The sequence below is a fragment of the Candidatus Methanoplasma termitum genome (assembly GCF_000800805.1).
Taxonomy (GTDB): Archaea; Thermoplasmatota; Thermoplasmata; order Methanomassiliicoccales; family Methanomethylophilaceae; genus Methanoplasma; species Methanoplasma termitum.
In genome coordinates, this window is the sequence record NZ_CP010070.1 from 76125 (window position 1) to 101474 (window position 25350).

The 25350-nt window shown below is 51.8% G+C and carries 17 protein-coding genes; 11 read left to right on the forward strand and 6 right to left on the reverse strand.

Translation table 11 applies throughout. The features are described from left to right. Positions 1-13: 13 nt before the first annotated feature. The 3 genes from Mpt1_RS00380 to Mpt1_RS00390 all read right to left on the reverse strand — a co-directional run bounded on the left by Mpt1_RS00380 (position 14) and on the right by Mpt1_RS00390 (position 3042). A complete protein-coding gene (locus tag Mpt1_RS00380) occupies positions 14-571 on the reverse strand; it encodes a DUF2284 domain-containing protein (protein ID WP_158386702.1) in 558 nt (185 codons plus the stop codon). Positions 572-719: 148 nt separating this feature from the next. Further along, positions 720-2366: a dihydroxy-acid dehydratase gene (gene ilvD / locus Mpt1_RS00385; protein ID WP_048111230.1), complete on the reverse strand. Its 1647-nt coding sequence runs from the start codon at positions 2364-2366 to the stop codon at positions 720-722. A gap of 70 nt (positions 2367-2436) precedes the next feature. Continuing rightward, positions 2437-3042 carry a thiamine phosphate synthase gene (locus Mpt1_RS00390; RefSeq protein ID WP_048111232.1) on the reverse strand — a complete coding sequence of 202 codons (606 nt, stop codon included), beginning with the start codon at positions 3040-3042 and terminating at the stop codon, positions 2437-2439. Between the two features lie 140 nt (positions 3043-3182). Here Mpt1_RS00390 and thiL point away from each other — a divergent pair, with 140 nt between their 5' ends. Further along, positions 3183-4124, forward strand: a complete 942-nt coding sequence (gene thiL / locus Mpt1_RS00395; protein ID WP_048111234.1) for a thiamine-phosphate kinase — start codon at positions 3183-3185, stop codon at positions 4122-4124. Between the two features lie 7 nt (positions 4125-4131). Next, complete coding sequence (gene amrS / locus Mpt1_RS00400; RefSeq protein WP_048111236.1) at positions 4132-5124, forward strand: AmmeMemoRadiSam system radical SAM enzyme; 993 nt, start codon at positions 4132-4134, stop codon at positions 5122-5124. Here the strand turns inward: amrS and Mpt1_RS00405 are convergent. Next, positions 5114-5977 carry an A24 family peptidase C-terminal domain-containing protein gene (locus Mpt1_RS00405; protein WP_048111238.1) on the reverse strand — a complete coding sequence of 288 codons (864 nt, stop codon included), beginning with the start codon at positions 5975-5977 and terminating at the stop codon, positions 5114-5116. The genes amrS and Mpt1_RS00405 overlap by 11 nt on opposite strands. 75 nt (positions 5978-6052) lie before the next feature. Between Mpt1_RS00405 and Mpt1_RS00410 the strand changes: the two genes are divergently transcribed. The 8 genes from Mpt1_RS00410 to Mpt1_RS00445 all read left to right on the forward strand — a co-directional run bounded on the left by Mpt1_RS00410 (position 6053) and on the right by Mpt1_RS00445 (position 14470). Continuing rightward, positions 6053-7645, forward strand: coding sequence for a mechanosensitive ion channel family protein (locus Mpt1_RS00410; protein WP_048111240.1), 1593 nt, complete (start codon positions 6053-6055; stop codon positions 7643-7645). A gap of 119 nt (positions 7646-7764) precedes the next feature. Continuing rightward, complete coding sequence (locus tag Mpt1_RS00415; RefSeq protein WP_052399341.1) at positions 7765-8187, forward strand: Lrp/AsnC family transcriptional regulator; 423 nt, start codon at positions 7765-7767, stop codon at positions 8185-8187. A 1-nt stretch (position 8188) separates the two neighbouring features. After that, entirely contained in the window at positions 8189-9061 is an 873-nt protein-coding gene (gene dapA / locus Mpt1_RS00420; protein WP_048111242.1) for a 4-hydroxy-tetrahydrodipicolinate synthase, read from the forward strand. A 1-nt stretch (position 9062) separates the two neighbouring features. Further along, on the forward strand, positions 9063-9842 hold the full coding sequence (dapB, locus tag Mpt1_RS00425; protein WP_048111244.1) for a 4-hydroxy-tetrahydrodipicolinate reductase: 780 nt from the start codon (positions 9063-9065) through the stop codon (positions 9840-9842). Between the two features lie 29 nt (positions 9843-9871). Next, entirely contained in the window at positions 9872-11209 is a 1338-nt protein-coding gene (locus Mpt1_RS00430; RefSeq protein WP_238603122.1) for an aspartate kinase, read from the forward strand. Next, positions 11206-12462 (forward strand): diaminopimelate decarboxylase, encoded by a 1257-nt coding sequence (gene lysA / locus Mpt1_RS00435; RefSeq protein ID WP_048111247.1) that lies wholly within the window; start codon positions 11206-11208, stop codon positions 12460-12462. Before Mpt1_RS00430 ends, lysA begins: the two co-directional genes overlap by 4 nt. Next, a complete protein-coding gene (dapF, locus tag Mpt1_RS00440) occupies positions 12423-13292 on the forward strand; it encodes a diaminopimelate epimerase (RefSeq protein WP_238603123.1) in 870 nt (289 codons plus the stop codon). The genes lysA and dapF overlap by 40 nt, the downstream gene beginning before the upstream one ends. A 5-nt stretch (positions 13293-13297) precedes the next feature. After that, the gene (locus Mpt1_RS00445) at positions 13298-14470 is read left to right on the forward strand and encodes an aminotransferase class I/II-fold pyridoxal phosphate-dependent enzyme (RefSeq protein WP_048111251.1); all 1173 of its coding nucleotides are present in this window, start codon (positions 13298-13300) and stop codon (positions 14468-14470) included. Here Mpt1_RS00445 and Mpt1_RS00450 read toward each other — a convergent pair. After that, positions 14464-15678 carry a phosphoglycerate kinase gene (locus Mpt1_RS00450; protein WP_048111253.1) on the reverse strand — a complete coding sequence of 405 codons (1215 nt, stop codon included), beginning with the start codon at positions 15676-15678 and terminating at the stop codon, positions 14464-14466. The two genes, Mpt1_RS00445 and Mpt1_RS00450, sit on opposite strands and share 7 nt — an antisense overlap. A 28-nt stretch (positions 15679-15706) precedes the next feature. Next, on the reverse strand, positions 15707-16723 hold the full coding sequence (locus Mpt1_RS00455; RefSeq protein ID WP_048111255.1) for a type II glyceraldehyde-3-phosphate dehydrogenase: 1017 nt from the start codon (positions 16721-16723) through the stop codon (positions 15707-15709). 405 nt (positions 16724-17128) lie between these two features. On the opposite strand from Mpt1_RS00455, the gene Mpt1_RS00460 reads away from it, so the two are divergent. Then, entirely contained in the window at positions 17129-25300 is an 8172-nt protein-coding gene (locus Mpt1_RS00460; RefSeq protein WP_158386704.1) for a beta strand repeat-containing protein, read from the forward strand. Positions 25301-25350 lie beyond the last annotated feature (50 nt).

The window sequence follows — 25350 nt, forward strand, 5'->3', positions numbered from 1 at the left end:
CCTAATAGAGGATTCAATCGGGCTCGTTGTAAAGTATCAGCCCGTAGAGGGTCATGCTGTCCTTCTCGAATTTAAAATCGATGTTCTGGGACTTCATGTAATCCTCCATCATTATTCCGTAACAGGATATCGACGTCACGATCTGGTCCGGGAACCTGCACGGTTCATCAGGATATGAGCATTTTTTGCAATATCTGCACCCCCCGTCGGAAAGCGGGAGGGCATCATACCCTTCTTTTCTGAGAGCGTTCCAGAATCTCCTGCAAAGTTCCTGATGCCCGCTGCCCAGAGTCTCGAGGCTTTTAAGGTCGCTTATATCGATATTATCGAACTTCTTGATCAACACGACCGCATTCGAGAATTTTCTGACCGTGTTCAGACATTCCTTCTCTGTCCCCACTCCCGGGGGGCATCCCCAAGAGGTGCCGTACGCTCCGCATAAATTCTGGGAGCATAACTCCCTGCATTTGCTCATTGTTCTTCTGTCGGGTGATGGAGGATCGATCTTCTTAAAAGAATAGCCGATCGTTAACGGGTCAGCCGATATCTTCTTCCAAACGTCTTCTATCATATTCATGCATGATTCTTTGAACAAATATGTAACTTTTTGTTACAGGGCGTTGAACAAGGATGCTCATCCGAACGCCTAGAGACGCAACATTTCTGCTGCTGGCTATATCACTTTTCCAGTATATCGGGGTGAGATAAACGGAAAAAGGTCACTCCAGATAAGCGCCGTTCGCACCGTTCGTGACCAGTTTTCTGTATTTCTTTTGCACGCCCGTAACAGGGCGCTCGACGATCTTGACCTTTGAAAGACGCTCCTTCATCTCCGCATCGGATATCTTCACATTGAGTTTCCTTTCTTTTATGTCGATCTCGATGATATCTCCGTCCTTAACAGCGGAGATCGGACCCTTTTCGTATGCCTCGGGGGAAACATGACCTATCGCCCCTCCTCTTGTGGCACCCGAGAACCTTCCGTCAGTTATCAATGCGACCGAATCACCCAACCCTCTGCCCATGATCAGGCTCGTGGGTGAAAGCATCTCGGGCATTCCAGGAGCACCCTTCGGCCCCTCATACCTTATGACAATGACATCCCCGGAAACTATCTTGCCTGATTTTATTGCCGCGGTCGCATCGCTCTCGGAGTCGAACACTCTCGCTTTCCCGGTGAACTTCATCATTTTTTCGCTTACGGCGACCTGTTTAACGACCGATCCCTGCGGTGCTAGGTTCCCCTTCAATATTGCGATGCCGCCCTGTTTGTGGAACGGGTTGTTCAACGGCCTCAGAACCTCATCGTTCAGGACCTTTGCTTCTTTTGCGATCTGCATTATACTCTTCCCGCCTGCGGTGGGAGCATCCTCCATGAAATCCTTCAGTCTGTTCAATACAGCCGGCATTCCTCCTGCGCTGTCCAGATCTTTCATCGAATAGATACCCGACGGTCTTATGCTTGTGATATGAGGGATCTCTCTGGATATCTTATCAAAATCGTCCAATGTGATATTCTGCCCGAATTCTTTCGATATTGCCGGAATGTGTAATGCGGTGTTGGTCGATCCGCCTATTGCCATGTCGATGCGCACAGCGTTCCTCAGAGACTTCATAGACACTATGTCCCTTGGCTTGATATCCTTCTTGACAAGCTCTACTATTCTTTTCCCCGTCTCTCTTGCGATCGCCAACTTCTTTCCGTCGACCGCAAGGGATGTTCCGCATCCCGTTAAGCTCATTCCCATTACCTCGGTCAGACACGCCATCGAGTTTGCTGTGAAAAGTCCCGAACAGCTCCCCTTTCCGGGACAAGCTGCGCACTCTATCGTTCTGACGAAGTTCTCATCCACCGTACCGGCGGAGTAAGATCCCAGGGCTTCGAACACCGACTGCAGGTCAAGATCCTTTCCGTCAAGGCGTCCGGGCTCCATTGCTCCGCCCGTTACCATTATCGCGGGGAGGTTCATCCTGCCTGCCGCCATCAGCATTCCCGGGGTTATCTTGTCGCAATTTGTGATGCCGACCCAGCCATCGAAAGCGTGGCCTTCGACCACCACTTCGCAGCAGTCGGAGATAACATCTCTTGAGATCAGAGAATATCTCATGCCGTTGTGGCCCATGGCGATGCCGTCACAAATGCCAGGAACGCCGAACATGAACGGCTTTCCTCCCGCCTCGATTATGCCTTCTTTGACAGCCTCACTCAACTCATTCAAATGAAGATGTCCCGGAATGATATCATTCCACGAATTGGCTATGCCGATGAACGGCTTCTCGAAATCCTCGTCTGTCAGGCCGTCTGCTCTCAGCAGGCTTCTGGCAGGTGCACTTTCTATCCCCTTTCTGACGACCTCGCTTCTCATATTGGTCTACCTTTGACCTACTGAGTGGAACCGAATGTAAATATTTATCTGAGACCCTAAAATGGGAGATTCAACGCATTTTCTGCCACTGCTTCTCTGCTTCGCGGTATTTTGAGACGACCTCGTCCGGATGTCTTGTCCTCATGAATCCTTCTTTCATGCATACGCCCGCCGTATCTGAGGCCAGGACCTCTAGGAAAACATCAGGCATGATGCCTCCTGCACCCACCACGGGGATGTCCACAGATCCCAAGAGGTACCTGAGGACGGCTAAGCCCTTTGCGTTCCTGCACGCTTTACAGTTGACGTCGAACACGCCCTGAAATATCAGAAGCGTTGCGCCGCGCCTCTCCGCTTCCTGTGCTTCCTTCTCATTATGCACGCTTGTCAGGATCTTGTCGAACCCCTCGGGTTTTTCCTCCCTCAGTGTTCCGAGGCTTACATAGACGGTCTTGACCCCGAGTTCTTTTGCGACATCGAAGAATTTATCGATACAGAACTCCACTCCGTTCTTATCACACTCGGCTTTGCACGATAGAGCCAGATCCTTATACTCAGAAGCGGACATGTCCCTCTCCGAAAGTATGATGATGTCCGGTCTTGCCTTTGCGATCAGCGCGAACTGTTCTCCGAACGGAAGCATCGAGGTCTTTCTGTCTGTGACGGCTATTATCATATCTGGCAAATCGATTTATGACATATTTTAATACATTTATGCAACCGAATTTATAGCGCAGGCTGAATGTAATGTATGAAGAGCACCGAGTCTCTGTATGAGCCTATAACCTTATTTATCGAGCTGAATATACCTCAGCAATGGTCTCCTTTAGCGAATTAGGGGAAAGAGGGATCGTCAAAGGTATCCGGAACTTATTGGGGAGCCCGAAGGGCATAGGCGCCGGGGACGATTCAGCCGTTATTCCGTTCCCGATAGGAGATGTCGTCGCTTGTGTGGACAGCGTTACTTTCGAGAGGCATTTCCCGAAAGGTATGACGTATGAAGATTTCGGATGGACCGCCGCAGCGGTCAGCATAAGCGACCTGGCCGCCATGGGTGCTTCTCCCGTAGGATTGCTTGCCGCTTTGATGCTGCCGCCAGATCTTAAAGAAATAGACATCTACAACATAATGAAGGGGATGAACAACTGCGCCCACATGGCCGGAGCATTCATCTACGGCGGGGATACAAAGTTCGGACAGGGTGCGGTGTCATGCACCGCCCTCGGAACTATGAACGGCAGGAAACCGATGCTAAGGTCGGAGGCGATGCCGGGTGATATAATCGCAGTTACAGGCTCGCTCGGATCTGCGGCGGCGGGATTCTATGCGATAGAGAACGGTCTTCAGGATAAAGTATCGTTGAATCCGCTCATGTCGCCTATGCCGAGGGTGGAAGAGGGCATTGCCATGTCCGGATCGGGAGCCGTAACATCATGCATCGATCTTTCCGACGGTCTTGCCGAGGCGGCGAGAAGCATCTGCAGTGCCAGCCATGTCGGAATGGACATCTTCATGGACTTCCTGCCGGCAGGCGAAGGCGTTGATATCATCACATCCAATACAAACATCACGAGGGAAGAGATGATGCTTTATTGGGGCGGCGAATATGAGCTCTTGTTCACATTCGATAAAGAAAAACGGGACGCGTTATACGATCACGATGTGGAATTTACCATCATCGGCAAGGTCACAAACGAGAATGCGCCTTATATCAACTATGAAAACAAAAGGACAGTGATGAAGAACGGCAGGTATTAACCCGAACATGGAGGCCAGATATTACCACAGGGACGGTAATGTGTATATCTGCGATCTGTGCCCGCACCGATGTCATATACAGGTGGGAGGATTCGGAAGATGCGTTTCAAGAAAGGCCGAAGAGGACAAACTCATCGCCAATAATTATGGAAAAGTATCATCTTTTAATGTCGATCCGATAGAAAAGAAGCCATTTTACCACTACTATCCGAAGAGCAAGATATTCTCGATCGGAGGGATAGGATGCAACATGTCCTGCAGACACTGCCAGAACTGGTCGATCTCCGCCTCACCATCGGGAAGGAAACGGACAACTTACGAATCCCCGGAGGACATAGTATCTTTCTGCAGGAAAGAGAGGTTCGATGCCATTGCTTTCACATATAACGAGCCGATAATCTGGTTCGAGTATATCATGGACATAGTGAAAGAGGCACCGGATCTGAGGTATGTACTTGTCAGCAACGGATTGGTGTGCGAAGATCCGTTGAGAGACCTGTGCAAGGTCACCGACGCAATGAACATAGATATCAAAGGTTTCACGGATGATTTCTATATGAAGGTCTGCGGGGCGCATCTTGCGGATGTTATGAGGGCTTCAGAGATAATAAACGAGGAGGGAGTGCATTTGGAACTGACATATCTCGTAATCCCCGGATATAATGATAAAGAAAGCGAGATAGAGGAGTTTTCCGAATGGGTGCGCGATGAGCTGTCTCCGGATACTCCTGTACATTTCACAAGATTCCATCCGGATTTTGAGATGATGAATGTCCCCATTACGCCTCTTGAGACGATGTTCATGTGCAGAGAGACCGCAATGGAATGCGGACTCGAGTATGCATATGTCGGGAATGTGATGACCGATGAGGCCTCGGACACATACTGCCCCAACTGCGGGGCGCTGGTGATCCGCCGTACCGGATATCTCGTAGAACTTGTCGGTCTGAATGGAGACAGATGCGCCCAGTGCAGGCACAGGATGAATGTCAAAAGATAAGGAACAGCGGATTTCCGATCAAGACTATTATCACCACGGCAACTGTGATGAAGATGATGAAAGGCATCATCGGAGTGACCCACACTTTTTCATGTCCGGCTTCTTTCAGTCTTGCATAGATATCGCCCATTTCTTCTTCGTTCGGTATCTTAATATGTTCCAATTTTCCGTCGATGATATCCTCCATCGGCCAAACATCGGCATTCTCGGCTTTGGAGATGTCCATTCTGTAACCTGTGAACATCCTTCCGGAAAAATCCTCCTCTTTCGAATTCCTTACTGCGAAATAAAGGATTATAGGTGCGGTCAACACCGCAGCGACGAACAGTACCGAGATCGAAAAAACAAAGATTTGGCTGAGAACATTGTCCGGAATATCGATCACAGGCAGTCCGAAAAAGAAAGGATAGAGCGGGAACACGATGGAAAGCGCAATGAGACACTTAACATCCGCACCTCCTCTGACTATACTTGCAAAATACATCCCGATGAAAATGATATAGCATAAGGGAATGGAGGCCCAGGCTCTGAAGATGCCCTCGGATATGTTATCATAAAGCGGAACAATGAAGAGTACCGCCATAACAAAGTAAAAAATAAAAGCGTTGAACTCCCGATCAATGAAGATATCTACAATTATCATTCCGGTGCCCGCCGCCAGCAGGACATACTCCCATCTGAATCCTGTCAAATAGACGGAGTATGATAAGAATATGACGAGACCGATAACGCTCAGTATTATCCAGGGTAGGTCGGGGACCTCTCTTTCTTTCCAGTCCCTGATGCTTGCATATACAAGTGCGACAACCGTTATGACGAATGCGGATATCCCGAGTATCTCCTCTACTTCCACGGCAACCTAATGTATCGGCTGATATTTAATGGAATAACAGATATTATTTTATTCTTTCATAAAGTCAAGGTTATTATGAGATCTGTCAAGGCCCCGGTAATCTTGCTGATTATAGTAGCGTTTTCTGCGCTGGTCATCATACCGGGTATTGAATCTGCCTCCGGTGTCTCAGACACGGACGTGGGAGTGGTCTCATATGTCGATAAAGTGAAGATCAATGCTGGGAACTCGGACAGTTTCAAGATAGAGGTTGTGAACTATCTCGGCTTTATCGAAAACGACATCACAAATTCCAGAATGGTATCTATTGCATTCACTTCTCCGAACGAAACAACGGTCTCGGTTGCAAAGAATGACGGGGACTTTGTTCTTGCCGGGCAAGAGCATCGCTCCATCATAGTCAATGTTGATATCGACAGATATGCGACCGCCGGAAAATACACGATCAACATTGCCCTTACCGTGAGGGATCTGAACGGCGACTCGGAAACTACGACCTCGCCTATAGAGGTTCAGCTTGTCATCATGTCGGCGCTTTCTTCGGGAGAGACATACAATAAGATAATGGGATTATTCGCCAACCCCCTTCCGGAACCGTTCAACGGCCCACTTGCGACCGCCATCATCTCATTCCTGCTCTGGATGGTGATCGGTATAGTTGCAATGCTCATACTGATACCGGTTCTTACACGTATAATCACGAAGAACAACGAAGAAAGCAGAAAGAAGATCAAAAAAGGACTCAGAGCGCTCTTCCCTCTCGCAGTCCTGTTGTTCGCCTTTGATAATGGACTGCGCGTTTACGGCGCGCCGGAAGATGTGATCGGTCCCATCGAGGCATGGTTCAATGTTATCTACATTGTGGTGGGGGCCGTCATCGCTTGGAGATTATACATAATATTCATCCAGTACATGCTGTCCAGAATAGAAAAGAATAATCGTATCGATCAAAAAGATATGGATCTCGAACCTCTGTTCCGCCTTCTCGGAAAACTGGTCCTGTGGGTCCTCAGCGTCGCCCTGATAATGTCGGTTCTGGGATTCGATCTCACTGCGATAATAACAAGCGCAGGGATAATCAGCCTTGGAATCACGTTCGGCGCACAGAGCATACTGAGCCAGTTCTTCAGCGGCATGGTGTTGCTGACCACACGTCCGTTCAAGAGCGGGGATCTCATAAGGGTTGGGGATTCCGGGATATACCGTGTCAAAACCGTCAATATTATGAACACCATTTTCGAGAACTGGGACAATGAGGAGACGGTCACGATGCCCAACAATGCGGTATCGTCATCGACAATAGTGAACCTCACCGGAGACGGCCTGATCTATAAGATACAGGTAGTAATGAACATCGATTACGAGAACGATGTGGATCTCGCTAAATCCCTCATGGTAAAGGCTGCGATGGAACACCCGAGCGTTATAACCAACAAGTCCGTGGATCTGCCGTATACAAGACTGACGGCTTTCCGCGATTCCAGCATCGAACTCAGACTTACCAGCTACGTTTATGATTTCAATGACAACGGAAGGGTCGGCGGAGAGTTGAGAGAGGTCATTTTCAAGTTGTTCAAGGAGAATGGAATATCGATACCATTCCCTCAGGCGGATGTGCATATCGACTACGCCAGCAAAGAAGAAGCGAAAAATGGCCACGGCGACTGAACTCTTTGTAAAAAAACAATGTTTTTCGTTGCGTAATAAATAGATATCATAACAATTTTTATATCGTTGAGGACATATGCGCAGTCTGCTTACGAAATCAAGCAAAAATGGTGACTTTGATGATAGATAACCTTGACAAGCGTATCTTGGAGATCATGAGGAAAGACTCCCGCCGCCCCTTCGTAGAGGTGGCAAGTCAGCTCGGAGTTTCGGAAGGGACAGTAAGAAGCAGAGTGCACAGAATGACCGAGGAAGGGATCATCCGCGGTTTCACTATCAAGACCAGTTCGAAAAATGTAAAGGCGCTTGTAGAGATCAGGATAGACGTCAACACCGACACGGAAGTCATTGCCAAAGAATTAGCGAGCTATGAAGGCGTGACAGAGGTCTTTGAAGTGACCGGGGATCAAGACATAATAGTTCTGGTTGATGTTGATACTTCTCAGAACCTCAACGATATAATCGAGCGGGTCAGAAGATATGAGAATATCCTGAGCACCCGCACCAGACTCATATTGAAGGAGCATTTCGGGGAGAATTAAGATGTTCAGAGGCATTTCCACCGCAATAATCACTCCTTTCACTAAGGGCAACAAGGTTGACGAGGAAGGCCTCAGAAGACTTGTAGAGTTTCAGGAAGAGAACGGCATAGATACTATCGTTCCATGCGGCTCCACGGGTGAATCCGCAATGCTCAGCCACGATGAACACATACATGTGATAGAGGTAGTTGTGGATCATGTAAAGAAGGCAAAGGTCCTGGCCGGCGCAGGCAGCAATTCGACGTCCGAGGCGGTCATGCTGAGCAAGCGCGCGGAGGATCTGGGCGTCGACGGTCTTTTGTCAATTTCCCCATACTATGTCAGGCCGACCCAGGAGGGAATATATCAACACTTCAAGGCGATCGCCGAATCCGTCAATATTCCGGTAGTGGTGTATAACATCCCCGGAAGGACAGCTTCCAACGTTACGGCGGAGACCATGCTCAGGATGGCGGAGATCGAAGGTATCAAGGCAGTGAAGGAAGCCAGCGGCAACCTCGAACAGATAAAGGAAATAATAAGGAAAAGGCCGAAGGGATTCGAGGTCCTTAGCGGCGATGATGCATTCACCCCGGCACTCATAAGAAGCGGCGGCGATGGCGTTATCTCAGTGACATCCAATTGTCTTCCGAGAAAGATGTCAGAACTTGTGAACGCACTTCTCAGCGGCAACAATGTTTCGGCTGACAAGATGGTCGCAGAGCTCACTCCCGTATTCGATGCGTTATTCATAGAGACCAACCCGATCCCGATCAAATATGTCATGTCAAAGATGGGATACGGTACCGGGGCGCCGAGACTTCCGTTGACAAGGATCACCGATAAGAGCCGTGTGTCCGTTGATGCGGCGATGAAGAACATTGGGGCGTGGTAAAATGATAAATGTAGCATTAGGAGGCGCTTCCGGTAAGATGGGGAGCACGATCTGCGACATAATACAGAAAAGCAGCGACATGAAGCTGGTCGGTGCAATGATCGCACCGAATGAGCCGATGTTCGGGAAAGAGATATACCCCGGTGTCATCGCAAAGGGGCAGGACAGCCTGAAGGAAGTGCTGGAGGATGCTGATGTCTATGTTGATATAACGGCACCTAAGCCGGCTGCGAACATTATCACAAGGATCCCGGCAATGGGGGTCAACATCGTCCTCGGGACAACGGGAATACCAGCCGACATCATCAAGAATATGACGGACGAGATCGCAAAGAACAAAACATCCGCCGTCCACTCCGCGAACTTCGCCGTCGGGGTGAACGTGTTCTGGAAGACGTGCGAGATATTGGCGGCAACGTTGAAAGATTATGATATTGAAGTGATAGAAGCACATCACAACCAAAAGATAGATTCACCCTCCGGGACCGCAATGGAGGCAGTGAAGAGGATGCAGAAGATCACCGGCATCGAGTCCGTCGTATACGGCCGCGAAGGTCACGTCGGAGCCAGAAAGAGGGAGATCGGAGTGCATTCCATACGCGGCGGCGACATTGTCGGCGATCACACCGTAATGTTCGTCGGCAACGGGGAAAGGATCGAGATAAAGCACAGCATGGCATCAAGAGATGCGCTTGCCAGCGGCTTCATTGAATCGATCAGATGGATTTATGGTAAAAGGGACGGAAAGGTCCACAACTTAGACGAGGTTCTTGGCCTATGATAACTGTAATGAAATTCGGAGGTACCAGCATGGGTTCTCCCGAGGCTCTGCAAAGAGCTGTGAAGATAGTAATGCGTGAAGGGAACAGTCCGATCGTCGTAGCATCGGCGATGTCCGGTGTGACCAACTTCCTTGTGAGCGGTGCCGAGAACCTTCCGGCCAGTAAACGGGATCTATTGGACGGATTCGAGAAGAAGCACATCGATGCCGCATCCCAGATATTGAACAAGGAGCAGATGAAGGAATTCATGAAGGACTTCAACCAAAGGATGGGGAAGTTCAGAGACCTCCTTGAAGACAAGAACGCAATTAACGATCCATACTTCAAAGACAATGTCACATCCCAGGGAGAGAGATTCTCGACCCTCATTCTATGCCACGCACTGATGGCGGCAGGAGCAAAAGCGGTAGCCCTCACATCCGAGGACAGCGGGATAGTCGCCGAGGGAAGGCCGCTTTCCGGAAGCGCGGATCTTGTCAGGACAGAGTCATTGATGGCAATGAAGGTCAAACCATATGTGGAGGAAGGCATAATCCCCGTGATCACCGGGTTCTACGGAACGAATCTAAGCAACGACGGGAAACCGCTGACCTTCGGGAGAGGCGGAAGCGATTATTCGGCGGCTGTCGTTGCGAATGCCATGGATGCTGATCTTCTGGAGATATGGACGGATGTGGACGGATTCATGTCCGCCGACCCGCGCATCGTATCGGATGCGATAAAGATAGAGGAGATGAACTTCGGCGAGGCCGCCGAACTTGCATACTTCGGTGCGAAGGTGCTTCACCCGAGAACGATCGAACCGGTGAGGATGAGACAGATCCCTCTCACGGTCAGGAACTCGTTCAAACCCGAAGAGCCGGGTACAATCATCCATCACCTGAGGAAGCAAAATACGGATATGCTGATGAGCGTCGCACTAAAGGCGGATCTATCCATCATATCGATAAGTTCGGCCGAGATCGCTTACCGGCCGGACATGATCGCCCGTATAATCGAAAAGATCGCGGAGAACGAAGTGGTCATCTATTCCATTTCAACCTCGCTCTCCACTGTAGCGTTCCTTGTGCATAATAACGACATCAAGGCGATATTGTCCAAGCTGAACACCCTCGACCCCGAGGACATCGAAAGGATCGAGGTAAAGAGCGATATGGCGCTCATATGTGCAGTGGGAGACAATCTGCTTTCGAAGTGCGGAGTATCGGCAGAGATATTCACCGTAGTGAAAGAAGCGAGAGCGAACGTGGAGATGATATCGGAAGGAGCTTCCGATGTATCTTTGAACTTTGTTGTTCCGATGTCGATGGCGACCGAGGTCGTCAAGTTGCTGCACAAAAAGTATGTGAGGGGAACAGTCGAATGAGAAATTTCGAAAGTAAGAACGGCGTGATGATGTTCGGCGGTATACCGGTCACGGATATCGCAAAGGAGTTCGGAACTCCCGTTTATGTTACCGAGGAGAAGAGGCTCAGAGAGAACTACCGCAACATATACAATGCGTTCTCAAAGCATATGGACACCAGGATCAACTATGCGTGCAAAGCGAACACCAACCTTGCCATACTGAAGATCCTGGAAAGCGAAGGGTGCGGCATCGATGCCGTTTCCGTAGGAGAGGTCATGACCTGCCTGAAGGCCGGGTTCGATCCGGACAAGATAATGTACACCGGAGTGAATGTAAGCAATGAGGAATTGAAAGCCGTGACCGACATGGGCGTGATGATCAATGTTGATTCCGCATCCGAACTGGAAAGACTCGCTAAGATCAACAGATCTCTCCCGATATCGTTCAGGATCACCCCTGACGTGGGTTCGGGGCACAGTGCGAAGGTCGTCACCGGCTCAAAGGGATCGAAGTTCGGCATTCCTAAGAGCCAGGTAATAAAAACATACCTGCGTGCGAAGGAACTTGGCTTTAAAATAAAAGGGATCCATGCACACATAGGTTCCGGAGGACTTACCGTTGAACCATTCGTCGATGTTGTTGAAGTACTGATAGAGATCACTAACAAACTGAAAGAGAAGGGGATAGATCTTGAGTTCATAGACATCGGAGGCGGAATAGGCGTACCTTATCATCAGAATGAGCCGGAGATGGACATCAATGATCTGGGCGCGACCCTAACAGAGATGATACTCGAAGGTACGGATGTAAGAACAATACTCCTTGAACCTGGAAGATATATCGTGTGCGACAGCACGGTCCTTCTTACAAAATGCGTTGATGTCAAGGATGCCGGCGTGAAGAAGTACATCGGTGTTGACGCAGGATTCAACACACTCGTCAGACCGGCGATGTATGATTCCTATCATCATGTTGAAATAGGGAATAAATTCGGAAAAGCCTGCACGGCAAAGTATGATGTCGTAGGGCCGATATGCGAGTCCGGCGACCATCTGGCACATGACCGCGTGCTTCCGGATCCGGATGAAGGGGACATAGTCGTTGTATATGATGCTGGGGCATACGGGTTCTCAATGTCAAGCAACTATAACACACGCCCTCTATGCAGAGAGGTCCTTGTGAATGGCGGCAAAGCGGAATTGATCAGGGAGTCTGAGACCGTTGAGGAACAATGGAGACATCAGAGGATACCTGCGAGGCTAATGAGATGAAGTTCTGGAAATATCATGGGATAGGGAATGATTTCATCCTTTTCGACTGGATCGGGAACGATATCGAAATCGACAAGGACAGATGTAAACTTCTCTGTGATAGGAACTACGGCATCGGCGCAGACGGCGTGCTGTTCCTTCTCTCCGGGGACAAGGCGGATGTAGGAATGAGAGTTATCAACGCAGACGGCACGGAAGCGGAGATGTGCGGTAATGGGATAAGGTGTCTCGCAAAGCATGCATATGATTTTGGGGTCGTTGACAAAACAGAATTCACCATCGATACTCTTGCCGGAATAAAGACCGTAAAGGTAGCTTTAGATGCCGATAAGGTCGTCACTGTCAGAGTGGACATGGGCGCACCGATCCTTGATGGCAGGTCCATACCGATCGATCACGACGGAAAATTCATCGACAGGCAGCTAAAAGTGGATAATTTGGTTATCAGAGGCAACGCTGTTTCAATGGGCAACCCCCATTTCATAACATTTTCGGATCTGGATGACGGTGAGGTCATCAGACTCGGGCCGATACTGGAGAAATACAAACTATTCCCGAAAAGAACTAATGTAGAGTTCTGCAGGATTGAGGACGGAAATATTCACATAAAAGTGTATGAAAGAGGAGCCCAATGGACGCTGGCATGCGGCACAGGTGCGTGCGCATCTACGGTGGCCGCTGCCGTGAACGGTCTGGTCTCTTTCGATGAACCGGTCGCCGTCCGTCTTCCGGGCGGATGGTTGACGATAACGGTAAAAAAAGACCTCAGCCATGTTTACATGGAGGGGCCCGCAGAATTGGTATATGAAGGTAATATCTCGGATGAGTGATTTGTGTGGCAAAATTCGAACAATCAGAAAGACTCAAGGCGCTTCCCCCCTACTTGTTTGTAAGGCTGGAGGAGCTTGCGGCGGTAAAGAGAAAGGAAGGGATGGACATGATAGATTTTGGTATCGGCGATCCGGACCTTCCCACGCCGGAAAAGATAGTTAAAACGATGCAGATCGCAGCCGCCGTGAACGATAACCAGAAATATTCCTCATCACAGGGTGAAAAGGATCTCAGGATAGCAGTTGCAAAATGGTATAAGAAGAGATTCGGTATCGATGTCGATCCCGATAAACAGGTCTGCATCACGATAGGATCCAAAGAAGCGATTTTCAACATCTCTCAGGCGTTCGTCAACCCCGGAGAGACGATAATCGCCCCGAGTCCAGGATATCCTGTCTATTCGGGCGCCTCTACGCTCTTCAACGAAGCAAAATGTGTACTGGTCCCGCTCAGGGCGGAAAAGGATTGGCTATTGGATATGAACGAGTGCCCCAAAGGCGCAAAGATGCTGTACATCAACTATCCGAACAATCCGACAGGTGCGACATGCGACCTTCAATATCTGAAGAAGGTGTATGAATGGTGCCAGACGAATAACACGATCTTATGTTACGATAACGCTTATTCGGAGATGTGCTACGATGATTACCGCGCACCTTCCGCACTTCAGGCTGGACCCGACTGCATTGAATTCGGATCATTCTCAAAAACATTCAACATGACGGGATTCAGGTTGGGTTATGCGGTGGGCCATCCCGACCTTGTCGCAGGGCTTAAGAAGTGCAAAGGTCAGATAGACTCGGGCGCGCCGATATTCATACAGAAGGCTGCGATAACGGCACTGGAACTTTACAATGACGACGGGAAATTACCCGGTGTTCTGAAGAACAATATGGACATCTATGCCGAGAGACGGAGGGTCCTGGTCGATGGCCTGAGGGAACTCGGTTTCAATGTTACAATGCCGAAAGGCACGTTCTATGTTTGGTTCAACTGCAGAATGCCGTCGGAAGAATTCACCAGGATGATGCTTGACATAGGTGTGATCGTCACACCCGGACCGGGATTCGGGAATTCGGTCGAAGGTTATATACGGATGACGGTAACGGAGCCCGTCGAACGCATCAGGGAAGCACTTGCCAGGATGAAATGCAGATGCGTTGACCCGCATCACTGAGCGGAGAACTTCTCTTTCGAATACTTCAGGGCCTCTATTACCGGGAGCGGCTCCTGCAGAATGAATGTCTCCAGCGCACCGCCTCCTGTGCTTACATATGAAACACGGTCCGCAAGGTCGAATCGTTCCGCCGCGCCTGCTGTGTGCCCTCCTCCGAGGACGGAAAGCCCCTTGCTTTCAACCATCGCCATCATCAACTGTTTCGTGCCGACCTCGAAGCCCGGTTTTTCGAACATGCCAGCGGGACCAGACATGAACGATGTCTTTGAAGAAAGTATGACCTTTCTGAATTTATCTATTGACTGATCTCCTATGTCCAGCGCAGGTTCCGGAGTCGGCATATCTCCTGTGCTCACACAAACTCTTTTGCCGTTCCTTTCAACTGCCACATCCACAGGGAGCAATATTTTTTGCCCGTGCCTGGACAGAACATCCTTTGCCCTCCGGAAATTCTCCTCAGTGAGTTCGTCGGCAAGTACTTTTTTGCTGGATTCCCCGATGTCAACTCCTCTTGCGAGCAGGAATGCGTTACCTGTGAGTCCGGTCAAGATAACTGTGTCTGCTATTCCGCTTGTCAGGACGGTATTGATCATATGGGGGACATCCGCAAATTTAGCCCCGCCGAGAATGAATACGGAGGGGCGTCTCGGTTTTTCCAAGATCGTCCTCAGGGCGTACAGCTCCCTTGCCATCAGTCTCCCCGATGCCGACGGGACCTTCATAGGGAACCCCACCAAAGAACACTGAGAGCGGTGTGACGCACCGAATGCGTCGCAGACGTAATAATCGATCAGAGGAAGCAATTCGGTAACCAGTTTAGCTTCTGCGTGCTCGGACATCTCCACTTCACGGGATTCACATTCCAATTCTCTCACGTTACCCAGGAGAATGACCTCTCCGGGTCTAAGCTGGGTAATTGCTTTTTTCGCTTCATCGCCAATCACATCGTTCACATATCTCACCGGTGCGTTGAGGTTCTTGGAAAGGAGTGCCGCATGCTGCTCCAAACTGATGAAATCCCATGCACCCTTTCTGCTCTGGTGCGCAATGATGATGACCTTTGCCCTCTTCCCCATCAGTTCCCTCACTGTCGGAACAATGCTTCTGATCCTCACATCATTCAATATTTTGAGCGTCTTCTTGTCGAGAGGACAGTTTATATCCACCCTTAAAAGGACCGTCTTGTCTTTGAAGTTGAAATCCTCCAGCGTATTGAAGTCTTTCGTGCTACCACCCTTATTGGCGTATTCCTAAGGATTTGTTGGTCTTTGAGATGGATACAGATGCATCCTCTTCCATCTTACACATGGACCTTATGCAGTCTATGTTCTCCGGCACGACGTCGGATTCCTGATGCACCGCTTGATAGTAGTAAAGCATTTTTCCCACAACCTTCACCCCATCCTCCCATACCACTATCTCATACATGTCGGATCTGTTCCTTCCCATCTCTCTTCCGAGCTCCATTATCTCTGCAGTGCCTTTGATCCCGCTGCTGCTTTTTATGAGTTTCACACGCGGGGATGTTCTCATTATGTTGAGGATCTCGTCGGTGCCCGTCTCTTTTTCAAGTTCTACCACCACAGTGTGGAGGTGCATGAGGGTCGTCGATGCTTTAATCGCCATCGTGTTGATGTTCAGCCACGGCATTATGCTCTTTACATCCGGCCCGTGGTGTGTGGGCAGTTTAACGGTCGGCTCCAAACCGTTGATCGGACCGCCTTTGCTGTCTCCGGGATCAACGCCCCTTCTGACCAGCGTGACATAAGCATTCTTTATCTTGATCTTCTTATCGATCGGGTTCAGAGTTCTGAGCAGTCCGGTCGTATTGCATGAGACGACCCTTGAGAATTGCGCACCCCAGGATTCGCTGTAGTTGGCGGTCGAGTTGAAGGATATGCCCGTCAAACTGTGATCCTCGCCGCCTTGGAATATCGCTTTGATCCCCGCCGCCTCATATTCGGCCTTGTATTTCTCTCCGACATCTCCGGGTGTGCAGTCCACCATTATCTCTGCCGCTTTGTAAAGGTCTTTGATCGTTCCTTTGACAGGCATCTTTGCGTCCCTGAAGGCTTTCAGACTATCTTCCGGCACATATAAGCTGAATCCTTTGTCAATTGCTGTCTGCGCCTCAAATGTCGGTCTCGTCTTTGTTACTCCGACCACTTCCATATCGTTTTGTGCTTTTACCGCATCAGCCACTCTTTTGCCGATAGTGCCGTAACCGTTAATCCCAACCTTTACTTTTGACATCGGGTCCCTCTGGTTCCTAATAGTAAACAGATAAAATAATCTTATGTGTCGCCGGTGTCAGTGGACACGGACTCGCAGTTTGTTTCTGCACTTTGGCCGGCAAGTTGTAACAGGATGCGGGAATGCAGTAAGATAATTTTACACATTGAAATATGGCCGGATAGTAGATCAGAACCCGATCTTGATTTACCGATACAATCGCGGTATGAGATAAATGTTAATATATGATAACTTTCTATAGATATGGTTATAGCGGTCTTAACTGAAGACAGAGGGACTCATACGGGGGGTGAATGAGGTCCGGTGGCTTTATTCTATGCTATTCGGGCCACATCCCTCTCCGATGATTCTGCCGGTCGTTTCAGGTTACGACTTTATATGTTAAAAAACAGGAGGGGGGCAAAAATGAAATTCAATTCATACAAGAGCAGGCGCATGTCGACACTGGTAGTTTTGGCTGCAGTGTTGGTATTGCCTGGAGCATTTGTAGTAATGGCGGTAGATTTCGATCAATCATCGGATTCGTCGGCGGAACCGCCGACCGACACAGATTATAGGATCCTATCGTCCGACTCATACACAGTTCAAGTAGGTGACGGAACAGATTGGCAAGATCTTGCCGTAAACGTCACAAGTATTCAATCCGCCATCGAGGAGATCAATACGAACGCCGCCGGCAGAGCATGTTCTATAACATTTTGGGGAGATATAGGTGCGAACCCGTATTCACCCGGCATATTGGATATCGGAGCAGTGGGCATATCTTTCAACAACGACTCGGTGACATGGGGCACCATCACGCTTTACGGCAAAGTAACGTCGATCGTCTCCGGTTCGCCGGGCCCGGCAGCCGCGACGGTCTCCGTCGAAGACGGCATAATCGTAGACAGTTATGCAGACATCTCTAACGATGTCGACCTCCCACAAATAGTCAACGCATATGTCATCTATAACTCCGGTACGGTGAACATATTAGGCGGCACGGTCGCGTTCACTACCGTGTCGACCTCAGCCAAGCCCGGCTCCGCTTATAATATCTATAACGATGTCGGTGGAAAATTGGACATCTCCGGTAATGCTGTTGTGAAGTCTGTTTATGGCGTTGTAATATATAACGCATCCACGCTTGACGGGGCAGTAACGATCCGGGATAATGCGCTCATCAGTTCCTCAGGTTCCGGTACGGCAATTAATAACTATCCCACATCAACGACCGACACGACGTTAAAGATCTTTGGCGGTACTGTGGAGAACATAAGCACGGGTGATGCAATATGTAACGGCCAATCGGCGAATATGGAGGTCAACGGCAGTACGGTAACGATCAAGGCGGGAGCAGGTACAGGTAGTGCAATTTCAAACAGCGGGGTGTTAAATATTTTTTCAACATCCCCAATTGGCATCACAAGCGCTGCCACACATCTCACAGTAAACACAGGCACGATTGATAACTTGGGCATAGTGAACATATATGGCGGCACAGTTGAGAACACATCCTCCACCTCCGGCATCCGTTCAGGTGCGATATGGAACACCAACGGTGCGACGGTAAATATCAGCGGAGGCATAGTGAAGGCGAATGCCGGCCCGGCGATCTATAATCTAGGGAACGTCAGTGTTTCCGGCGGCACCGTCACCAGTCAGAGCAGCACTAACGGCCAAGGCACCATAATGGTCGCTTCAAGTGCCTCGGGTACGCTGACCATGACCGCCGGCACAGTCGAGAACACATCGACAGGTACCAATGCTGTTGCGATCTACTGTGCCAATTCGGCAAGCACGGTGAGCATAAGCGGCGGCACGGTGCAGCTGAGCGGCGCAAGCGCCACAGGCAGCAGGGCAATTCATTTTACCTACGGAACATTGACAATGACAAACGGCGATGTGAAGATCCTCAGCGGTGCAAGCACCGGGATCCTCATCAATCCCGGAGCAACGGCGAACATATCCGGCGGCACGGTCACGGCGATCACAGGCCCGGCAATTCAGAATAACGGAACGGTCAATATTTCCGGAAGCGCCAAGATTACCAGTGCGAACAGCAGTTCCACACAAGGCACCATTTTGAATGGTTCAGCGAGCAGTGCCGGTATGCTGACCATAACCGCTGGCACAGTAGAGAACACATCGGCCGGCAGCAGTGCAACCACGATCTACTGCACGAATGCGGGAAGCACAGTGAGCATCAGCGGCGGCACGGTGCAGCTGAGCGGTGCAAGTGTCGCAGGCAGCAAGGTAATTAACATATCCGCAGGAACGCTGACAATGACCAACGGCGACGTGAAGGTTCTCAGCGGCGGAGCAGGCACTGGGATTATCACCGGTTCCACAGGAACGGTGAACATCTCTGGCGGCACGGTCACGGCGAACACCGCTCCGGCGATATCCAATTCAGGAACGGCCAATGTCTCGGGAAATGCCAAGATCACCAGTGCGAACAGCAGTACCTCCGTAAGAGGCACCATTGTGAATAATTCCGGGGGCGTTTTAAACATCTCCGGCGGCTTGGTGGAGAACACCTACACCGGCAGTACCGTCAATAATGGTGCTGTTGTGATTCTGAACAGCTCTGCTCTCAACAACGCAGTGAACATATCCGGCGGAACGGTGCAGAACAATTCCACAGGCGACAATGTAGCCAACAGCCCGACCATCTACAACAATGCTGGAGGAACGATAAGCATCTCTGAGACAACACCCCTCGTCCCGACCCTGATACAGAATTTGGGCGATGGGGGAGCGATATACAACACCGCCGGAGGAACGATAGATATCTCCGGCGGCAAGGTCACCAGCAAGAACGCCAACTCTGCCTCGGGTACGATCCTGAGCAATAACAACGGCGTGTTGAAGATATCTGGTGGCACAGTGGACAACACGTCCACCGCCACCACTGCCAGAACGATCTCCAATCAGTCTACTGGTGGAGTAAACATCTACGGCGGCACGATCCAAACAATCAATGGCAGAGCGATCGATAACAGCGTTGCATTAGGAAGCATAAGCATCAGCGATGCCCTGATCCAGGCGACCGGCACGGGCATAGCGATCGACAACAGAAATGTGTCGGGGTCTATCATGATCGTCAACAGTACTGTCCAATCCGACACTGGCCTGGCAATCTCAAATATAGGAAGCATAAACATAATCGGCGGCGATTTCATGTCGAATGCCGCTAAAGCAATCGACACCACAGGTCCGCTTTCCTTAGGCGGGGATCCCTACGTTAAGGGCAGGATCAGCGCACCGAAAGAAAAGATAACAGCATGGAACGAGGAGTTCAACACCGACCCTCTCGTAGGCAGTAATGTTTACTATATCGAAATAACAACTCCTGCTGTAGGCGATAAAGCGGTGTTCCAAGGCGCGAGCGCTGATTGGAAGTTCGAGTATTATGACTCGACCTTCTACTTGGTCCCATCCAACGGGGACCTTCTCCTGGGACAGCCAGTGTATGAATACAGGATAATATATGGCGATAACAGCGGCGGCACTCAAACCTTCACTGCTCAGGTAAAGATCAGCGCAGGCTCCACCGCTTACTATTGGGAGGATCTAACATTCCCCATCAGCGGGGTCGATAAGCCCGTACAAGATTCTGTTGATGCCATCAAGGCCAATGCAGCAGGCAACCCATGCTCGATAACATTCTGGGGAGACGGAAACGAAGAGGACTATAACACTTCGCTGGACACTGGAGAGGCCGCCATGACATTCAACGGCGGAGCAACAGGCAAAGATTGGGGAAAGATCACACTCTACGGCAACCTTTCTGGAACTCCCACGACGAGTCTGGTCACAATAAGCAATGGGGTCACGGTCGACAATGAGGCGACCCTCGCCAACAACTCAATATCTACTGGCAACACGGTGACTGTCAGCAACAGTACGTTCAACGTCAACATCGGCGGCAAGGTCCAAAGGCCCAACACCTCCGTCCTCGCTTCCGGCTCGACTATCACCGCTACCGGAACGGCAACAGTGAACATCAACGGTGGCTATGTGATTTCAGAACTTACTCAGTCTGCGATATACTGTTCGGACAACACGGTGCTGAACATATTCGACGGTACGGTGCAGGGAGAGGGGACCGCTGTAGGATTATCGGGCGGCGCGGCCATGAATATATCAGGCGGCAACATAGAGTCTACTAATTCGACCGACGGACACGCGATCGTCAGCGACAGCAACGGAAAGATCACAATAGATCAGATCCCGGGCAAGGTCACAACAGTGACATCATACAGCCCCACAGCCGCTGTTGTCATTTCCGGAGGCACGACAGCTGCCACATTGCTTGAGATCAAGGGAGGTTTGGTGGGAAATGCCTCAACCTCTCCGACAAGCGCAGCGATCAGCATCGCCGATTCTGGCACAGTAATCATAACCGGCGGTAACGTCATGACGATGGGCGGTTACGCCATCAAGGCAGGCGCAGATGTATATGTGGAACTGGGCGGAGATCCGACAATCAACGGCATGATATACGCAGGGGTAGAAAGGATAAGCGTGATAGTATCTCCGGATGCACCAGCTTTCGATCCGACCGCTACATACACCATTGATATATTCAACCCGGCATTCGGTGCCAACGCAGTAATCAACGGTACGGCGTTCTCTGATAACTTCATACTTGGTCCTATTTCGGCAAACCAAGGATATTTCCTTGCAAAAAGCGGAGCCGACATCATTCTCAGTGCGTTCTCCATCACCTACGACGCCAACGGCGGAACGGGCGCACCCGCAACGGAAACGGACCTCATACCCGGAACATACAACCTGTCATCGACAGAGCCCACCCACTCGGACATCGGTGGATCGCCGGTGCTGTTCATGGGATGGTCCCTCGAGCAGGTCGGGGTCCTGATATACGGCGACCCGGTACCTCCTCTTAACACGGATGTCCTGATAGTCAACGCGGACGTCACGGTCTACGCTGTATGGGGAATAGACACCAACAGCAACGGCATACCCGACGTCACCGAGACAGGATTCTCGCTGATATATGACGCCAACGGCGGAACGGGCGCACCCGCAACGGAAACGGACCTCATACCCGGAACATACAACCCGTCATCGACAGAGCCCACCCACTCGGACATCGGTGGATCGCCGGTGCTGCTCATGGGATGGTCCCTCGAGCAGGTCGGGGTCCTGATATACGGCGACCCGGTACCTCCTCTTAACACGGATGTCCTGATAGTCAACGCGGACGTCACGGTCTACGCTGTATGGGGAATAGACACCAACAGCAACGGCATACCCGACGTCACCGAGACAGGATTCTCGCTGATATATGACGCCAACGGCGGAACGGGCGCACCTGCAACGGAAACGGACCTCATACCCGGAACATACAACCTGTCATCGACAGAGCCCACCCACTCGGACATCGGTGGATCGCCGGCGCTGTTCATGGGATGGTCCCTCGAGCAGGTCGGGATCCTGATATACGGCGACCCGGTACCTCCGCTTAACACGGATGTCCTGATAGTCAACGCGGACGTCACGGTCTACGCTGTATGGGGAGTAGACACCAACAGCAACGGCATACCTGACGTCACCGAGAACACATACTCCGTCACCTACGACGCCAACGGCGGAACGGGCGCACCGGCGAAGGAGACAGGCCTCCTCGACGGAGCACACACCCTGTCCCCGACGGCGCCGACCCACGCGCAGCAGGGCGGATCGGACGTCCTCTTCATGGGATGGTCCCTGGCTCAGACGGGCGTCCTCGCAAAGGGCGACACCGTGCCGGCACTCGTCACATCGGTGACGATCAGCGGCAACGATGAGACCGTCTACGCTGTATGGGGAATAGACACCAACAGCAACGGCATACCTGACGTCACCGAGAACACATACTCCGTCACCTACGACGCCAACGGCGGAACGGGCGCACCGGCGAAGGAGACAGGCCTCCTCGACGGAGCACACACCCTGTCCCCGACGGCGCCGACCCACGCGCAGCAGGGCGGATCGGACGTCCTCTTCATGGGATGGTCCCTGGCTCAGACGGGCGTCCTCGCAAAGGGCGACACCGTGCCGGCACTCGTCACATCGGTGACGATCAGCGGCAACGACGAGACCGTCTACGCTGTATGGGGAATAGACACCAACAGCAACGGCATACCTGACGTCACCGAGAACACATACTCCGTCACCTACGACGCCAACGGCGGAACGGGCGCACCGGCGAAGGAGACAGGCCTCCTCGACGGAGCACACACCCTGTCCCCGACGGCGCCGACCCACGCGCAGCAGGGCGGATCGGACGTCCTCTTCATGGGATGGTCCCTGGCTCAGACGGGCGTCCTCGCAAAGGGCGACACCGTGCCGGCACTCGTCACATCGGTGACGATCAGCGGCAACGACGAGACCGTCTACGCTGTATGGGGAATAGACACCAACAGCAACGGCATACCTGACGTCACCGAGAACACATACTCCGTCACCTACGACGCCAACGGCGGAACGGGCGCACCGGCGAAGAAGACAGGCCTCCTCGACGGAGCACACACCCTGTCCCCGACGGCGCCGACCCACGCGCAGCAGGGCGGATCGGACGTCCTCTTCATGGGATGGTCCCTGGCTCAGACGGGCGTCCTCGCAAAGGGCGACACCGTGCCGGCACTCGTCACATCGGTGACGATCAGCGGCAACGACGAGACCGTCTACGCTGTATGGGGAATAGACACCAGCAGCAACGGCATACCTGACGTCACCGAGAACACATACTCCGTCACCTACGACGCCAACGGCGGAACGGGCGCACCGGCGAAGGAGACAGGCCTCCTCGACGGAGCACACACCCTGTCCCCGACGGCGCCGACCCACGCGCAGCAGGGCGGATCGGACGTCCTCTTCATGGGATGGTCCCTGGCTCAGACGGGCGTCCTCGCAAAGGGCGACACCGTGCCGGCACTCGTCACATCGGTGACGATCAGCGGCAACGACGAGACCGTCTACGCTGTATGGGGAATAGACACCAACAGCAACGGCATACCTGACGTCACCGAGAACACATACTCCGTCACCTACGACGCCAACGGCGGAACGGGCGCACCGGCGAAGGAGACAGGCCTCCTCGACGGAGCACACACCCTGTCCCCGACGGCGCCGACCCACGCGCAGCAGGGCGGATCGGACGTCCTCTTCATGGGATGGTCCCTGGCTCAGACGGGCGTCCTCGCAAAGGGCGACACCGTGCCGGCACTCGTCACATCGGTGACGATCAGCGGCAACGATGAGACCGTCTACGCTGTATGGGGAATAGACATCAACAGCAACGGCATACCTGACGTCACCGAGAACACATACTCCGTCACCTACGACGCCAACGGCGGAACGGGCGCACCGGCGAAGAAGACAGGCCTCCTCGACGGAGCACACACCCTGTCCCCGACGGCGCCGACCCACGCGCAGCAGGGCGGATCGGACGTCCTCTTCATGGGATGGTCCCTGGCTCAGACGGGCGTCCTCGCAAAGGGCGACACCGTGCCGGCACTCGTCACATCGGTGACGATCAGCGGCAACGACGAGACCGTCTACGCTGTATGGGGAATAGACACCAACAGCAACGGCATACCTGACGTCACCAAGAACACATACTCCGTCACCTACGACGCCAACGGCGGAACGGGCGCACCGGCGAAGGAGACAGGCCTCCTCGACGGAGCACACACCCTGTCCCCGACGGCGCCGACCCACGCGCAGCAGGGCGGATCGGACGTCCTCTTCATGGGATGGTCCCTGGCTCAGACGGGCGTCCTCGCAAAGGGCGACACCGTGCCGGCACTCGTCACATCGGTGACGATCAGCGGCAACGACGAGACCGTCTACGCTGTATGGGGAATAGACACCAACAGCAACGGCATCCCGGATGTACTGGAAGATCCGAACCAACCTGAACACAAGCAATACACCATCACAGCGACAGCCGACTCAGGATCCACAATAACCCCGAGCGGAAGGGTCGCAGTGCTGCAAGGTAACAGCCAAACGTTCACATTCAAGGCAAAGGTTGGCTACACAATAACGGAAGTGGTGATAGACGGGCTCTATAGCTTAACCCAAGCGCAGATTGACTCTGGTATATACACTTTCACCGATGTGATGTCCAACCACACTATTGCTGTGAAGAGTGCAATGGACTCCGGAGGAGGAGATGGTGACGGCGGCGCCGGAGGCGGAGACAATGGTATCGGCGGTAACGGTGATTCGAGCCGCTTTGGCGGTTCTTTATCGTTGGCTATCTATATGTTAGCGATCGCGACCGTGTTGCTGCTGTCACTGATAATCTTGCTGTGGGTAAGAGTAGGCCTGTTCCTGACTGTAACGATCGGAGAGGAGGCAGCGAAGGGCGCAGAGATCACCTATAGGGTGGAAAAGGACGGCAAGACCGAGAACGGAACCAAGTCAACGAACTCGAGAGGTAAGATCAGGATACCCGCAAAGAAGAACTCCATGGTCACAATCCCAATGGCGGCTAAGGACGGACACATTGCTGTAGGTCTGCCTCTGATAATCTCGATGGAGAACAGGAGAGAGTACAGAGAGATGGTCCTCAGGTAAGTATCCGGAGGCAATCTTCCAAAGACCCCCAAACCTTTTAATAAACAAAT

What these genes read in the sequence shown, in the direction of transcription:
- Mpt1_RS00380 (WP_158386702.1), bottom strand. Translation starts at nt 571, where the DNA reads ATGATAGAAGACGTTTGGAAGAAGATATCGGCTGACCCGTTAACGATC.
- ilvD (WP_048111230.1), bottom strand. Translation starts at nt 2,366, where the DNA reads ATGAGAAGCGAGGTCGTCAGAAAGGGGATAGAAAGTGCACCTGCCAGA.
- Mpt1_RS00390 (WP_048111232.1), bottom strand. Translation starts at nt 3,042, where the DNA reads ATGATAATAGCCGTCACAGACAGAAAGACCTCGATGCTTCCGTTCGGA.
- thiL (WP_048111234.1), top strand. Translation starts at nt 3,183, where the DNA reads ATGGTCTCCTTTAGCGAATTAGGGGAAAGAGGGATCGTCAAAGGTATC.
- amrS (WP_048111236.1), top strand. Translation starts at nt 4,132, where the DNA reads ATGGAGGCCAGATATTACCACAGGGACGGTAATGTGTATATCTGCGAT.
- Mpt1_RS00410 (WP_048111240.1), top strand. Translation starts at nt 6,053, where the DNA reads ATGAGATCTGTCAAGGCCCCGGTAATCTTGCTGATTATAGTAGCGTTT.
- Mpt1_RS00415 (WP_052399341.1), top strand. Translation starts at nt 7,765, where the DNA reads ATGATAGATAACCTTGACAAGCGTATCTTGGAGATCATGAGGAAAGAC.
- dapA (WP_048111242.1), top strand. Translation starts at nt 8,189, where the DNA reads ATGTTCAGAGGCATTTCCACCGCAATAATCACTCCTTTCACTAAGGGC.
- dapB (WP_048111244.1), top strand. Translation starts at nt 9,063, where the DNA reads ATGATAAATGTAGCATTAGGAGGCGCTTCCGGTAAGATGGGGAGCACG.
- Mpt1_RS00430 (WP_238603122.1), top strand. Translation starts at nt 9,872, where the DNA reads ATGGGTTCTCCCGAGGCTCTGCAAAGAGCTGTGAAGATAGTAATGCGT.
- lysA (WP_048111247.1), top strand. Translation starts at nt 11,206, where the DNA reads ATGAGAAATTTCGAAAGTAAGAACGGCGTGATGATGTTCGGCGGTATA.
- dapF (WP_238603123.1), top strand. Translation starts at nt 12,423, where the DNA reads ATGGAGACATCAGAGGATACCTGCGAGGCTAATGAGATGAAGTTCTGG.
- Mpt1_RS00455 (WP_048111255.1), bottom strand. Translation starts at nt 16,723, where the DNA reads ATGTCAAAAGTAAAGGTTGGGATTAACGGTTACGGCACTATCGGCAAA.
- Mpt1_RS00460 (WP_158386704.1), top strand. Translation starts at nt 17,129, where the DNA reads ATGAAATTCAATTCATACAAGAGCAGGCGCATGTCGACACTGGTAGTT.